The sequence below is a fragment of the Vibrio inusitatus genome, assembly GCA_024346935.1.
Classification (GTDB): Bacteria; Pseudomonadota; Gammaproteobacteria; order Enterobacterales; family Vibrionaceae; genus Vibrio; species Vibrio inusitatus.
Window position 1 is genome coordinate 1,406,366 of record AP024878.1, and the last position, 15,028, is coordinate 1,421,393.

The 15,028-nt window shown below is 43.0% G+C and carries 12 protein-coding genes; 7 read left to right on the forward strand and 5 right to left on the reverse strand.

Annotation, left to right across the window (positions count from 1 at the left end; genetic code table 11):
• Positions 1–113: 113 nt before the first annotated feature.
• Positions 114–1,271, forward strand: coding sequence for an MFS transporter (locus tag OCU48_RS06460; RefSeq protein ID WP_141345195.1), 1,158 nt, complete (start codon positions 114–116; stop codon positions 1,269–1,271).
• 52 nt (positions 1,272–1,323) lie between these two features.
• On the opposite strand, the gene OCU48_RS06465 is transcribed toward OCU48_RS06460, so the two are convergent.
• Positions 1,324–1,806: a YajQ family cyclic di-GMP-binding protein gene (locus OCU48_RS06465; RefSeq protein WP_141345196.1), complete on the reverse strand. Its 483-nt coding sequence runs from the start codon at positions 1,804–1,806 to the stop codon at positions 1,324–1,326.
• Positions 1,807–1,819: 13 nt separating this feature from the next.
• Positions 1,820–2,872 (reverse strand): 3-deoxy-7-phosphoheptulonate synthase, encoded by a 1,053-nt coding sequence (locus OCU48_RS06470; RefSeq protein WP_141345197.1) that lies wholly within the window; start codon positions 2,870–2,872, stop codon positions 1,820–1,822.
• Positions 2,873–3,146: 274 nt separating this feature from the next.
• On the opposite strand from OCU48_RS06470, the gene OCU48_RS06475 reads away from it, so the two are divergent.
• Together OCU48_RS06475 and OCU48_RS06480 are read left to right on the forward strand one after the other, a co-directional pair.
• Positions 3,147–4,016, forward strand: a complete 870-nt coding sequence (locus tag OCU48_RS06475) for a putative PEP-binding protein (RefSeq protein WP_141345198.1) — start codon at positions 3,147–3,149, stop codon at positions 4,014–4,016.
• Positions 4,017–4,114: 98 nt separating this feature from the next.
• Positions 4,115–4,951 carry a CvfB family protein gene (locus OCU48_RS06480; RefSeq protein ID WP_141345199.1) on the forward strand — a complete coding sequence of 279 codons (837 nt, stop codon included), beginning with the start codon at positions 4,115–4,117 and terminating at the stop codon, positions 4,949–4,951.
• Positions 4,952–5,131: 180 nt separating this feature from the next.
• On the opposite strand, the gene rsmF is transcribed toward OCU48_RS06480, so the two are convergent.
• The 3 genes from rsmF to OCU48_RS06495 all read right to left on the reverse strand — a co-directional run bounded on the left by rsmF (position 5,132) and on the right by OCU48_RS06495 (position 10,601).
• Complete coding sequence (gene rsmF / locus OCU48_RS06485; protein ID WP_141345200.1) at positions 5,132–6,562, reverse strand: 16S rRNA (cytosine(1407)-C(5))-methyltransferase RsmF; 1,431 nt, start codon at positions 6,560–6,562, stop codon at positions 5,132–5,134.
• 125 nt (positions 6,563–6,687) lie between these two features.
• Positions 6,688–9,330: an MlaD family protein gene (locus OCU48_RS06490; RefSeq protein WP_141345201.1), complete on the reverse strand. Its 2,643-nt coding sequence runs from the start codon at positions 9,328–9,330 to the stop codon at positions 6,688–6,690.
• Complete coding sequence (locus OCU48_RS06495; protein ID WP_141345202.1) at positions 9,327–10,601, reverse strand: paraquat-inducible protein A; 1,275 nt, start codon at positions 10,599–10,601, stop codon at positions 9,327–9,329. Before OCU48_RS06495 ends, OCU48_RS06490 begins: the two co-directional genes overlap by 4 nt.
• Positions 10,602–10,779: 178 nt before the next feature.
• Between OCU48_RS06495 and OCU48_RS06500 the strand changes: the two genes are divergently transcribed.
• The 4 genes from OCU48_RS06500 to OCU48_RS06515 all read left to right on the forward strand — a co-directional run bounded on the left by OCU48_RS06500 (position 10,780) and on the right by OCU48_RS06515 (position 14,842).
• Positions 10,780–11,253, forward strand: coding sequence for a GAF domain-containing protein (locus tag OCU48_RS06500; protein WP_141345203.1), 474 nt, complete (start codon positions 10,780–10,782; stop codon positions 11,251–11,253).
• 99 nt (positions 11,254–11,352) lie between these two features.
• On the forward strand, positions 11,353–11,982 hold the full coding sequence (gene proQ, locus OCU48_RS06505) for an RNA chaperone ProQ (protein WP_141345204.1): 630 nt from the start codon (positions 11,353–11,355) through the stop codon (positions 11,980–11,982).
• An 18-nt stretch (positions 11,983–12,000) separates the two neighbouring features.
• The gene (gene prc, locus OCU48_RS06510) at positions 12,001–14,007 is read left to right on the forward strand and encodes a carboxy terminal-processing peptidase (RefSeq protein WP_141345205.1); all 2,007 of its coding nucleotides are present in this window, start codon (positions 12,001–12,003) and stop codon (positions 14,005–14,007) included.
• Between the two features lie 175 nt (positions 14,008–14,182).
• Positions 14,183–14,842, forward strand: coding sequence for a hypothetical protein (locus tag OCU48_RS06515; RefSeq protein WP_141345206.1), 660 nt, complete (start codon positions 14,183–14,185; stop codon positions 14,840–14,842).
• The last annotated feature ends 186 nt before the right edge of the window (positions 14,843–15,028 follow it).

Below are 15,028 nucleotides of genomic sequence, written 5' to 3' on the forward strand. Positions count from 1 at the left end.
ATCAAAAGCTTTTATCGATACTGTAAAAATTAGTTGTTTTACTAATCCATATAAAAATCTCATATTCGCGCCTTAAATTCTTTCAAATTAATAATCAACCTAGGCGCACGACATTGGAAAAAGCACTTCTTCCTGAAGGTGTATCTCGAATCACCGTACCTGTTATCGCATTGACATTTTATGCAGTGGCATCGGGCTATTTAATGAGCTTGATTCCTCTAATCTTGAGTCAATTTAATATTCCACTGCATTATGCAAGTTGGCTTGCGAGTGCTTTTTATTCAGGCTTATTATTTGGCGCCGTCATTATTGAACATATTATTCATAAACTAGGGCATCGAAATGCTTTTATCGGATGTTTGGTGACATTTTCCGTAACGGCTGTAGCGCTACCTGTGTTCGCCAATGGCTTGGTATGGCTCGTAGCACGTTTTATTGCGGGTGTAGCGGTTGCTGGTATTTTCGTCATTGTGGAATCTTGGCTAATGACTGGAGATGAAGAGTCTCGAATGAAGAGATTGAGCGTGTATATGTTGTCTTTGTATGGAGGTTCAGCGTGCGGCCAGCTTGGTATCTCGGTTTTTGGCATTAATGGTGTTATGCCTTTTATTTTGATTGTTTCACCAATAATAGTGGCTGTTTTGGTATTGAAGTTTTTTGCCTGCACACAACCGAATAGCCAGGCATCGGCATCACTCTCAATAAAGCAAATTTCAAGACTCAACCATGCGGCCATTATAGGGTGCATAGTCTCGGGCCTTACTTTGGGGGCGATATATGGATTAATGCCAGTTGAACTGGCTAATCGTAAAATTGAACATACTGATATAGGCAGTTTGATGGCGTTAGTGATTTTAGGTGGGATGTTGGTTCAACCTCTAGTTAGCAAGCTTAACAAATTTATGAGTCGAATTATGCTTATGGCGACACTGTGTATGCTGGGTATGTTTGCTATTGGCTTGACGTTTGTTTCATCATCGCTAGCTGTGTTGGCTGGAGCGCTATTTGTGTTAGGCATGGCGACGTTTGGTATTTACCCAGTGGCAATAAACCTTGGATGCGAGAAGTTAGATGAGCGTTTTATTGTCTCTGCAACACAGGTGATGCTATTTAGTTACAGTATTGGCTCTGTTGCAGGCCCCGTTGTGGCCGACGGATTTCTTTCTCAATTGCATGGGCTACTTGGCTATTTGTTTGCCGCTCTTCTCGCAACCTGTATTTATATGCTTGTGGCAGCAAGTAGAACCAAACAGCAGATGGTGACAGGCTAGATATAAAAAACGAGGGCATAAGCCCTCGTTAAAATGTATAAGCTGCAGTAGGTTAGTCTCTGAAGTTTTCGTACTGGAACGGTTGTCCAAGATCTGAGCTCTTGATCAGTGCGATAGCCGACTGTAGGTCGTCACGCTTTTTACCCGTAATTCGAACTTTTTCCCCTTGGATACTCGCTTGAACTTTAAGCTTGGCATCTTTAACGGCTTTGACCAGTTTTTTAGCCATTTCCTTATCGATACCTTGCTTAAACAGTACGGTTTGGTACCAGTTTTTGCCAGATGCGTCTTCTTTTTGTGCATCCATCGTGTTTACGTCAACGCCACGTCGCGTTAAGTTACCACGTAAGATATCGCGCATTTGTTGAAGTTGAAACTCGGCTTCAGCAGACATTTTTACTTGTTCGTCTTTGTATTCAAAACTAGCTTGTACACCTCTAAAATCGAAACGAGTAGCAAGCTCACGGTTCGCGTTCTCTACCGCGTGTCGTACATCGACAACTTCGATTTCTGAAACAATATCAAATGAAGGCATTTACTTCTTCTCCTTAAAGTTGTGTTTTAACAGCGTCAGATAAAATATCCAGCATTTCCACTGTGTGTGCCCAGCTCAAGCACGGATCAGTGATGGATTTTCCGTATTGCAGTGCAGAAAGATCGTCCATTGGCTGATTGCCTTCTTCAATAAAGCTCTCTGCCATGATGCCAGCGACATAGGTGCTACCGGATTTTATCTGGTTTGCGATTTCTTTTGCTACATCGAGTTGTTTGCGGTGCTGTTTTTGGCAATTTGCGTGACTAAAGTCTACAACAAGACGTTTAGGTAAGCCTACTTCACCTAGAGCGTTACAAGCGCTCTCTATTGATTGTGTATCAAAGTTTGGACCTGTATCACCGCCACGTAGGATCACATGACCATGAGGGTTACCCGAAGTACGGTATACCGTCATACGACCATTTTTGTCTGGTGAATAGAAGTAGTGTGATGCCTTTGACGCGCGTACAGCGTCGATAGCAATTTTCACGCTGCCATTAGTTCCATTCTTAAAGCCTACAGGACAAGACAGAGCAGACGCCATTTCGCGGTGAATTTGAGATTCAGTTGTGCGAGCACCAATGGCGCCCCATGAAATCAGGTCTGTAATGTATTGACCTGTGATCATGTCTAGGAATTCAGTAGCGGTCGCTAAACCCAACTTATTGATGTCCAACAGCAATTTACGCGCCTTGTTCAAGCCCGTTTCTAATGCGTATGAGCCATCTAGATTAGGATCCGTAATCAGACCTTTCCAACCGATGATGGTGCGAGGTTTCTCAAAGTACGTACGCATAACAATAAACAACTGATCTTTGTATTGTTCTTGAATAGCAGCAAGACGCCCTGCGTAATCCATAGCAGCTTCAGTATCATGGATAGAACAAGGCCCCACGATCACAAGTAATCGCTTGTCTTCGCCTTTTAAGATAGCTTCAATTTGATGGCGAGACTCCGCAATGCGCGCTGCAACATCAGCGGTAAGAGGATGATTTTGAGATAACTCTGCTGGTGTTGGCATTGGGCCGAGCGGTTGAGTGCGCAACTCATCGGTTTTTAGAGACATAATATTGTTTTCTTCTTATAGCGAAATTGGGCTAAAGATAGCGGAATTACGACAGGGAATAAACTTCATTACCCAAAAATCGAGAAATACCTAGTTATTTGTCTAAGAATTGCACGCTATATGGGCTTAAGCAGAGTGAGCTGCATCTTTAGTTGGCTTAAGAGGCAAGTTACCATTTTTCTTCGTCAAAATTTTAGGTTAAGTATTTGAATCGTCGGTGCGAGGTGGTATTTTGAATCAGATAATAGCTACTTAGATCTAGAAAGGGACGCAAATGCCAAACACGCTAAACTCGGAAATTCTTTTAGGCACTTCATTACAACAAGTTAACGATGGATCAGAGCATGTGTTGCTGTCGATTGGGGACGTAATTCAAGAGCGCGTTTTCTTTCATCCGGCACTTATTAGCGAAGATTCTCCGTTAAGTGATGCAGATACAATGGCTTTGGAAGCGGTTGTGAACGGGCAAGACCTAAGAGAGTTCTATCTAGAAGTTTTAAACGAAACGGCAAAAGACCTTAAGTTAAATGAGCATAAGCGTGTACGAGTACAACTAAGCAATTGTGATAGCAGTTCTTTATCAGCATTAATTGCGGGCAGTTTAGAAGAGAAAGAGCTAAACCCTATGCTAGGAATGCGCGGCGTATCGCGTTACGCCTCTGGCTTTTATAAAGCAAGCTTTGCGGTTGAATGTCAGTTCATTAAAGATCTTAGAGAACAGGGTATTGATGTAGAAATTGTCGTTCCGTTTGTGCGTAGCTTAAGCGACGCTGCTAAGGTCATTGATAACCTTGCAGAGCAAGGGTTACCTCGTGGATTAAACGGTCTTAAGGTTCTATTTGGCGCAGACACGCCATCTTCTGTGTTACTTTCAGAACGTCTATTAAAATACTTTGACGGTGTCTGTATTGATCTGGCTTCTCTAACACAGCTCACTCTAGGCTTGGACAGAAATAACGAAGCGGTATCATCGGGTTACAATGTGGAACATGAGTCCGTAATTGAGTTGCTGTCATTGGTTCTAACACAAGCTAATGCAGCCCGTAAGCCTGCGATTTTGATTACTGAAGACTTAGTAACTAAAGGGAAACTTCAGGAGTTTTTGGTCGAGCACCCGAAATGTGATGTTATCAATCTTGACTAGATATAATTCTTCGTATTTAGCAAAGTACTAGAAAAGGCTTTGTATTGTCGGGGTAAGGCAATACAATCGTCGCGATATCGTCAAACTCGAGTAATAATATGATTAAAATTGGCCAACTTAACTCACTTAAAATCACCCAAATCACTGACTTTGGTGTTTTTCTAGACGCTTATGATTACGGAAGTGTTCTTTTGCCTAAAAAACAGCTTAGTGAGGAGCCTGAAGTTGGTCAGTTAGTTAAAGCCTTCCTTTACTTTGATTCCGACAACGAGCTTTGTGCGACGCGCGAAAACCCAATCGCAGAAGTAGGCGAGTGGGGCTTAATGGAAATTACCAGTATCAACAGCACAGGTGCATTTGTTAACTGGGGGATCGAAAAGAAAGACTTACTTGTCCCTTACAGCGAGCAGCGTGCGCGTTTTAGTGAAGGCCAAACCATTTTGGTATACGTGTACACGGACAATGCCAGTGGTCGTATCGTGGGCACCACTAAATTCAATAAATGGCTAGATAAAACCCCACATCACTACAAATCAAATGATCAAGTAGAGCTCTTGATCGCTGAGCGCAGTGACTTAGGATACAAGGCCATCATTAACGGTGAACATTGGGGAATGATTTTTAGCTCTGATGTTATTGGTAAGCTATTTATTGGCAAACGTCTTAAGGGTTACGTTAAGCAAGTACGTGAAGATGGCAAGATTGATTTGTCTCTACAGAAAGTAGGTGTAGCTAAGATGGATGATCTTAGTGAAAAAGTGATCGATCTACTGAATAAAAAAGAAGGCTTCTTACCACTTAATGACAAGTCTTCTCCTGATGCAATCTTTAAGGTTTTCCGAACCAGTAAAGGTACATTTAAAAAGACTATTGGTGGGCTGTATAAAGCCGGACTTATCACCATTGAGTCTGATGGAATTCACCTAGTAAAATAGGGTAATCTTTGCCAAAAAATAGCCTAGGCTATCCTGACCTAGGCTTTGGGGAATGGCTCTGTGTAAGAGCCTGCGCTAACTGATTAGTTGGAATAAGTTTAGTACACTGAGGCACTCTTGCCACACAAGAGCGCTCACCGCCAAACACAAAACTGCAGGCTTACAGTTCATCTCTATGAATTAGAACAAGTTATTGTCTCGAACCATTTCTCTTGGCAGTCCATTTTTTATGCGATTGCCTACCCACTTTCCAATACCTATAGTCACACCGTCGTAGCGAACCAGTACCTCGCCTTTACTAGATGGGATCTCTGGACGGATATCACGCCCCATATACCACTCACGAGCATCATCGATTGTTAGGTCAATAGCATTGCTTTCGGTGTGTTGACTCATTGCGACAACGCCTTGGTGTTGCCAGCGATACCCTTTTTTATGGGCCTCAGCGAGTTTGATACCAATACGCTGAAAACGCATTTGATCGAGTAGGGGTTCTATTAGCACGGGGAATAACCATATTTCATTATCTCGCTGCCATAGCGAGTAATTGTCCGATATATGAATTCCAAGGGCTTGGTTTAATGAAGTAGTGACGGTGTCACCATCTTTGTTAGACATTCGCTGAAATGGGAGTGTACCTAAGCGTTTTTTCACTTTTGGTGCTGTTACTGAACCGGTTTTTTTGAACTTGGCAATAAAGAAACCTTCACAGTCATAGATTTGAGGGTATACGTGAATATACCCTTCATCGGTTAGTGACAAAGAAGCTTCAGGGAAAAGGCCATCTAAGGATTCAACCTCAATATTGCCGTCGAAGGTTTCTAACAAGTGGTCGACGACTTGTTGGTTTTCTTGACGGTTTAGCGTACAGGTAGAATAAACAAGCGTCCCACCTGGCTTTAAGGCATGGAAGGCACTTTCTATTAAGTCTTGTTGAGTATTAGCAATCTCTTCAACAGAGGATAAACTCCAGTTTTTCATTGCGTCTGCGTCTTTACGCAAAGAGCCTTCACCAGAACAAGGCGCATCGAGCAAAATAGCATCAAACTTTTCGGGAAGCCAAGGACCGAATACTCGGGCATCAAAATTGGTCATTGCCATATTGCCGATACCACAACGCATTAAGTTACCAAATAAAATCTTTACTCGGCTCGCAGAAAATTCGTTGGCAACCACTAAACCTTGTTTAGCCATATTGGCAGCGATTTGAGTCGTTTTTGAACCAGGAGCCGCTGCCATATCTAGCACTCGACTTTCAGCATTGATGCTGAGACCATCGAATAGCGCAGTGACTGGCATCATAGAGCTGGCTTCTTGAATGTAGAACAGCCCTGCAAGGTGTTGGCTTGTATTGCCAAGTGATGTATTGGACTCATCGACATTATCAAGCCAAAAACCTTCATTACACCAAGGTACAGGTGTTAATTGCCACCCCATTGCTAATGCCTGTTCTGTAAAATCCTCAACGGAGATCTTAAGAGTATTGACCCGAATGCTGCGTTTGAGAGGGCGCTTACAGGCCTCTAGTAATTCATCTAGGTTTAGATGTTTAGGCATTTGTTCTTTCATTAGTTGAACAAACTGCTCAGGGATATATACGTTTTGATGCAAGGTAGGGTTCCTATGAGAAAGGCGAGCATGCGAAGTGTAGCAATGCTCGCCCTATCATGAAAGTGATTAGCGTTAACTAGAAGAAGACAGAGGCTTGTTGTACTGCTTAATCGCTTCGATTGTATTTATGGCTTTGGAATAGCAGTTCGCCATTCATGCCAAGTAGGATCTGCTTGCTTATACAAGTAGAAGGAGCGTTCTGCTTCTGCTATTGGTAGCAATTCCTGCTCTTCCGGTGTAGTAAATGCAATTCCTCCTCTTAGAAGGCTGTCTACTGTGCCCGCTTTCACATTAGCGCCGCTTAGGCCTATAGAAACATCAAGGCCAGAGACATTCCAGAACAGAGAGTTTTGTCGTACTAAATAGGCGTAATCCTTGTCCACTTTGATAGTGATAATGACTCTATCCGCAAGTTCTCCTAACTGAACGTTACTAACGAAGCCCACTTCCATTTCACGATAAAGGATTGGAGTGTTCTTTGATACCGAGCCTTTGACTTCACTTTGCAAATAAAAGGTCACACCGTCTTCAAGTGGCGCCTTCTTTAATAAGGTAAATTGATTTTTCCTGGCACTTGCTTTGCCTGGCTTCACTTCAATTATAGGGATAATAGCACTGGCTAAATTCTTAACGCCATTGAGGCTAATCTCAGGATTCACTAACCAAAATTGGGTTCCTTGAACAGCAATCTTGGAGACATATTGAGGGTAGATACGCGCAAGCATTTCGACACCTGACTTTTCGAACAAAGGCGATACTAGTGTAATTTCACCCACATCCACACCTTGATATTTGAGCTTGGTTCCTTTGGTTACAGAGCTATTATCGGTGGCATTTATGTGAATGATTTTTCCAAATTGGCGTGCATCATCTTGATTAGGATAGAGCTTATAGTGTTTACCAAGTTTATTCTCAACACCTGGTAGCGTATCGAAGGCAATTCCCCCTTGTAACACTCTAGATAAAGGCGCTGCTTTAACTGAAACACCAGACAGGCTTGCGTCGATTTCTACACCAGAATGATTCCAAAACACAGTATTAGAATCAATGAGGTGACGGTACTGATTATCGAGCTTTATTATCACTTCCATTCCCGAGTGACCCAACTTGTAATCCAGTACTTGTCCCACTACTAGGTTTCTATAGAAAATAGGGGTACCCACATTCACCGGAGGCATTTCAGACGATAAAAGGGAAATCACCTGGCTACCCGATTTAGTGTGTTTGGCGAGTTCAGCCAAAGCCTCACTTGAATACAGCGTATAGTTCGGGCTTATGGATTCGTTGCCTTCTCGAATAAAGCTAATGCTTCCTGCTAACAGATGCTGCAGGGGAGGCACATTAACATTTAGATTACTAGCATCGAAACTTGCAGACACTGAGCTTGATACAAAGAAACGGTTTTTAGAACGAATTAATGCGCGGTACTTAGCGTCAATCAGCACATTAACTTTAACGCCATGATCATGCAATTGTGACGACGTAACGTGTCCAACTTGAATACCTTTATAAAGTACTGCTGAACCATTAGCCAATCCAAAGCTATGTTCGGCCATCAACGACAATGCCAAGTTCCCACTGTCTTGAGTATTCAGTTCATCTTGCTTGACCGCTTTAAATGAGCGAGTAGCTTCTCCTTCTCCGGGTAATAACGTCAAGAAGTTGCCTGTGACAAAGTTGCCTAGGTTTTCAACCCCAACCAATGACAGCGATGCTTCCTCAAGAAGAAACTGAGAACCCGAATTCAACAAGTCATGATAAGCAGGCTCAACCGTTGCTTGGGCGATGATGTCCTGCCGGTTTTTGCTAAGTTGGACATTGGTTATTTGACCAACCTCAATGCCTCGATAAACCAGAGGTGCGCCTGTTGGATTGATATTATTGTCATCTGGAAGCGTTATTTTAATGGGAATACCGCGGCCTGCGGTAGCCAGATCGGGATAGAGCCTAAACTCTGTATCAGATTCTACACGGCTGCCCTGAGCGGGTGAGTCAACGGCAATTCCTCCTCCAATCAATGCAGCAAGACTCTCAACCCGGACGTCAACGCCATCGAAGCCTACTTTTGCATTGATCCCTGATACATTCCAAAAACGACTCTCACTGGTAATGATGTGGTCATACTCTTCGTCTATGTAAGCTCGCAAAACAACGGATTTACCATCTTCATCGAGATTGAAGCTATAAATCTCACCAATCGGTATTTTTCTAAATAGGATCTTAGAGCCTACGTTAACGGAGCCAAGGTCTTTACTTCTAAGAGTAAGTCTCAAACCTTCAGAGCTGCTGCTGTGTAGGTCTTGAGGGGCTTTAGACAGTGCATTGAAACTCTTTGGTGGCGTATTAAAGCCTTTGGTCGCACTTTGTATGGCGATGTAATTGCCTGAGACAAGAGCGTCCAATCCTGATACACCGGATAAACTTGCTGTTGGTTTAACAAGCCAAAACTGAGTGTCTTCGCCTAACAGTTGCAGTGCATCAGAATAGAGTTCTGCATCAACATAGATCCCATTGAGATCTTCTGCGAGTTCAAGCTTACGCACCATTCCGACTTCCAATCCCTGGAAGCGTATAGTCGTTCTTCCAGCAATCAATCCTTGGGCATTAGCAAAATGAATGCGAACTTGCTGTCCTGCTTCACTGACACTTTTGTACATTAGCCAACCACCAAGCAGTAGCGCGACGATAGGCAGTGCCCAAAGTGGTGAGAGTCCCGTTGAGCGCTTAACTTTTGGAGTAGGTAAGGATGATTGATTTTGCTCTGTCATGAAAAAGTGTCACCAATTGAGGTTGAATTCTTGTGAGTATGGTTTTTCCAAATTAAACGCGGGTCTAATGCATCCGCAGAAAACATGGTAAATACGACGACGATGCCAAATGCGACTGCACCAAAGCCCGGTGTGAAATTAAGTACTTGTCCTCTGTCTACCAAGGTTAGCATGATCGACATAACAAAGAGATCCACCATAGACCATTTACCTATCCATTTTACTATATAAAACAGCATCATACGCTGTCTATGGAAAACGGTACGCTTGAAGTGAATACAAAGTAGTAAATATAAGATGCCAAGTATCTTGGCAACGGGCACGACGATACTGGCGATAAATATGATGATAGCAATCACCAGCATGTCATTGTTTATTAGCGAGATGACTCCAGAGAAAATCGTATCCTCTAGTCGAGCGCCATTGGTGAACAAAATCGATATTGGGATTACGTTCGCTGGAATGAGGGCGATAGTGGCCACGATAAGATAGGCCCATGTGGCTTGAAGAGACTGTTTGGCAGTGCGCTTCATTTTATTTTGGCAACGGACACAATGTTCTGTATGGGTTTGTATTAAATGGCATTGCGGGCAATCATGTAATTCATTGGGATTTACTGCCTCGTTAATTGAGCGCTCTAGGCTTTGAGTCTCATCTAGCCTTTGCCAGTATTTTCTTGGACTTACTCGCATTACTAACGCTAAGCAAACGAGTTGCAGTACCACTAAAACAGGCAGTGCTAAGCCAAAGATAAGATCACTGTAATCGGTAAGTTTAAAACAGCAGATGGCGATACTGACAATGTACACGTCTATCATCATCCAATGCTTAAGGTGATGAATGCCGTACATACTCCAACGCATTAGCGGGGTATTATTTTGCTTAAGAGCCAAATTGGCGGTGAGTACGCAAACGCAGTGAGCCAGTGGCACTAAGAAACCACAAAAAAGAACTAGAAATCCAACAAACGCAAAGCCTTCATCTATGAGTAAGAACACACCGTCGAGCAGTGTGGCACTGATGTATTCTCCAAAAAGACGGATAGATAGAAAAGGATAAAGGACAACAGGGATGAAAAGTAAAAGCCCGACAGTGGCAAGCGCAACGTCTCCGGAGCAAGAGTGCCTGTGCCCACGATAGAGCTGCGTTTCACAGCGGGGACAATAAGCGTCCTGGTTGTCGTTGATAGGTATCGAAGACACTGCTAATCCGCAACCCTGACACAGGCGCAGCTCGGAATTAGTAGTGATTGCATTATGAGTTGTTGCCATGCAGTTTATCGTACCTAGGTTATGTCGACCGTTAAGCTAGCATATTTATTGCCGTAGATGGTTTAGATTCAATGATTTATCAGTTACAGTTTGCAGTATATACGCAATATTAGATATTGAATCCTATTGTGAAGGGTTTAAAAGAGTTTGGTTACAATTTTAATATAGGTAACAAAAAGTGGACATCAAAGACTACCAAAGAGTCACGCTTCAGGTTGAGGCATTAATTAGCGGTGAAACGAACCTGATTGCAAACTTAGCGAACATTAGCGCCGTACTCAATATGGAAATGGCGAATATCAATTGGGTGGGTTTCTATTTAAAAGAGGGTGACCAATTAGTGTTAGGTCCTTTCCAGGGGAACCCTGCGTGTGTTCGTATCAATTGGGGTAAAGGTGTTTGCGGTACAGCAGCTGCCACGAATACCGTCCAGCGTATTAAAGATGTGCACCAATTTGAAGGGCATATTGCCTGTGATGCGGCCAGCAATTCAGAAATTGTCATCCCATTTTCAATCAATGGAGAAGTGGTGGGTGTGTTAGATATCGACAGTCCACTCCATGACCGCTTTAGCGAAATTGATGAACAAGGGTTAGTATTGTTGATGGATATGGTCGAAAAAATGCTCAATGAGCCAATTAACTCTAAGTAAAGTACCACTCGGGAGTGGTTTTTACTTGTCATGTCTTTATAATAGCGCTGAATATTATTGAGAATCTCGCGCAAGAGTCGCGTTTAATCAGGAACCCGCATGGAAAACACCGAAAAATTAAAAACCAGTAAAGAAGTGATTGCTTATATTGCCGAATGCTTCCCTAAGTGCTTTACTTTAGAAGGCGAAGCTAAGCCACTGAAAATTGGTATTTTTCAGGATTTAGCAGAACGTCTAAGTGAAGATGCTAAAGTGAGCAAGACTCAACTTAGAGCGGCACTAAGACAGTACACTTCATCTTGGCGCTACCTACACGGCGTTAAAGCTGGTGCGGTACGTGTTGATCTAGATGGCAACGACTGTGGCGTACTAGAGCAAGAACATGTGGATCATGCGCAAGAAGCACTTGCAGAAAGCAAGGCTCGCGTAGCGGCTCGCAGAAAAGAACAGGCTGATAAAGCCCGTGAAGAGCAAAAAGCAAAACGTGCTCAAGCTAAAAAAGCAGCTCCGGCTCGCAAACCTAAGCCAAGAGCAGAGCAACCAAAGCAAGCCCCAGTGGAAACACGCACATTGAACAGCGATGAAATCACCGTTGGCAACAATGTAAATGTGAACATGGGTAAAGGCAACATGGCTGCGACCATTGTTGAAGTAAACAAGGATGATGTGCGAGTGCAACTCAATAATGGCCTTCAAATGGTCGTTAAGGTGGAGCATCTTCGCGCTTAAAAGGAGTTTATCCTGCGAATGAAAATGCGTTCAAAGATTACGCTGATTGCAGCTAGCGTTATGCTAGCTGCCTCTGCAAATGCTGTCGAAGCAAATCTCACGGTAAAAGATTTACCCGTTCTCACCCCTGAAGTTCAGCATCAAACTGCTGCCAAACGAGTGACTTCACGCTTTACTCGCTCTCATTACAAGCAATTCAAATTAGATGACCAGTTTTCAGCAGAGATTTTCGATCGATATCTCAATATGTTGGATTTTAGTCGTAACCTATTTACTCAATCTGAAGTGGATGGCTTTGATACCTATAGAACTCAACTTGATGATGACCTAAAAGAGGGTAACAACACCATTGCGTTTGAAATGTATAACATTTCGATGAGAAAGCGCTTTGAACGTTATGCTTATGCGCTCGACCTTCTTGACGATGAAATCAAGTTTGATGTTGATGAAACAATTGAATTAGATCGTAGCGAAGAAGCCTGGCCGACAGATTCAAAAGAAATTGATGAGCTATGGCGTAAACGAGTAAAATACGACGCACTTAATTTGGCTTTGACTGACAAAGAATGGCCAGAGATTAAAGAGATTTTATCGAAGCGCTACAACAATGCGATGAAGCGAATTTCACAATCTCAAAGCGAAGACGTGTTTCAGTTGTACATGAACGCATTTTCCAGACAAGTTGATCCTCACACAAGCTACCTTTCTCCACGTAATGCCGATACTTTCCAATCCGAGATGAACCTGTCTTTAGAGGGCATTGGTGCGGTGCTGCAAATGACCGATGATTACACGGTAATTCGCTCACTTGTTGCTGGTGGTCCTGCTGCTGGTAGCAAGGAGTTAGGAGAAGGCGATCGAATCGTTGGTGTAGGACAAGACGGTAAAGATATAGTCGATGTTATTGGCTGGCGTCTTGACGATGTCGTTGACCTAATAAAGGGACCAAAAGGTACCAAGGTTAATTTGCAAATTTTGCCTGATGGTAAAGATGCGAAATCGCGCGTAGTCACCATTGTTCGTGATAAAGTTCGCTTGGAAGATCGAGCAGTTAAGTCTGAAATCATAGAAAAGGACGGTAAGAAGTTTGGCGTTCTTGAAGTTCCAAGTTTTTATGTGGGACTATCAAAAGATACAGACAAGTTGATTACTGAACTTAAAGAGAAGAACGTTGATGGCATATTAGTAGACCTACGCAATAATGGCGGTGGTGCACTAAGTGAAGCAACAGCACTTTCTGGTCTATTTATTACCAGTGGACCAGTGGTTCAGGTAAGAGACAGCTATGGTCGTATCAATGTCAATGCAGACAACGGTAACGCTATCAGCTATGACGGTCCATTAACGGTATTGGTCAATCGATATAGTGCATCGGCGTCTGAGATCTTTGCTGCCGCTATGCAAGATTATGGCCGAGCGGTTATCCTTGGCGAGAATTCGTTTGGTAAAGGAACGGTGCAGCAGCATCGCTCTTTAAACCATATCTACGATCTGTTTGACAACGAGTTGGGCTATGTACAATACACCATTCAAAAATTCTATCGAATTGACGGTGGTAGTACGCAAAACAAAGGCGTGATCCCAGACATCCATTATCCAACGCCGATCGACCCTGCTGAAACAGGTGAGAGTGTGGAAGATAACGCTTTGCCTTGGGATAGCATTGAACCTGCTAAGTACACTAAACTGAGCGATGAGTCAGCTCTGATCAAGAAATTGACTGACCAACATGTCAAGCGTATTCAAGGTGACATGGAATTCGGTTTCATCGAAGAGGATATTGTTCGCTATAAGGAAGAGAAGGACTCAAATGCGCTTTCTCTGAATCTTAAGACACGTGAACAAGAGTCGGAGAAACGCGAAGCATTGCGTCTTGAGAGAATCAACGAGCGTCAAAAAGCAAATGATGAAGAGGCCTTTAAGTCACTAGATGACGTACCAAGTGATTATAAGGCTCCTGATGCTTATCTCGATGAATCAATTTCAATAATGGTTGATATGTTGTCTGATACCTCAAGTAGCTAGTTTTAGCAAAACATACGAAGAAAAGGTGGCTTAATAGCCGCCTTTTTTTATGCCGTTCGATAGTATTTTTGACATTAACCCCATAAATTATAAATGTGATTTAGATCAAAATTCTTCGCATAATCGTAGAAGAGTACCTAAGCTTTAATTGTTTGGGGAAAACTAAGGAATAATGATGCGCAGAATTTTGTTTGTCTTCTTCTTGGTCGCGATACATTCGTTTGGTGTCAGCGCTAATGAAAATAAAGAACCGAGCTTTGACTATCCCTTTTTACTGGGAGAGTGGTTCATAACCAATCCGGCCCCAGAGTCCACTCAGGATAACTTTTTAACCATCCGTTTGAGCTTTGCCTCAAACTACTACTTTACGATAGACATTCAGAAGAAAGACTATTCTGTGGAGCGCTGGGAAGGTTTGTACAACGCCAGTGACGACACCATTGTTCTTGGTCTGAACACTTCAACTCCCCAAATCTACGCGTACGAAACGACGCACAATCGTCTAAACCTCAACGGGATTACTTTTCACAAAGCACTATCGAAGCCGTTAGCGGGCATTTGGTCGAGCCAAGTACTTTCAGGCGAAGATATCCTTGCTAGCAATGTCCAAAAGCTCGATCTTATTCTTCAGCCTGATTTCGTGTTTATGTTTCGCGCTAGTGGTGAACAAGGTCAAGAGTCGATTAAGCGCGGCATCTATTACATTGAAAACGATCACTTGGTGCTGCTTTATGAAAACGGCGAAACGCAATCTAGCTATAGTCTAAACGATGATACTTTAACCCTGTCAGGTACAGGTACTGACATGTACGCTGAATTAGCTCGGATGCGATGAATTCAAGGGTAAGACGATGGCACCGTTGAGGTGCCTTTTTTATGCTTTGAATTTCCCTTATCGGCCATTAAACGTGAGAACGGCTGGGTAATGAGGCATAGATAGTGCGCTAAATAAACAAGAGGCTACCTAGGTTGGTAATAAGCGGCACAATATCAACATCGAATGTGGGTAACACTTGAAATT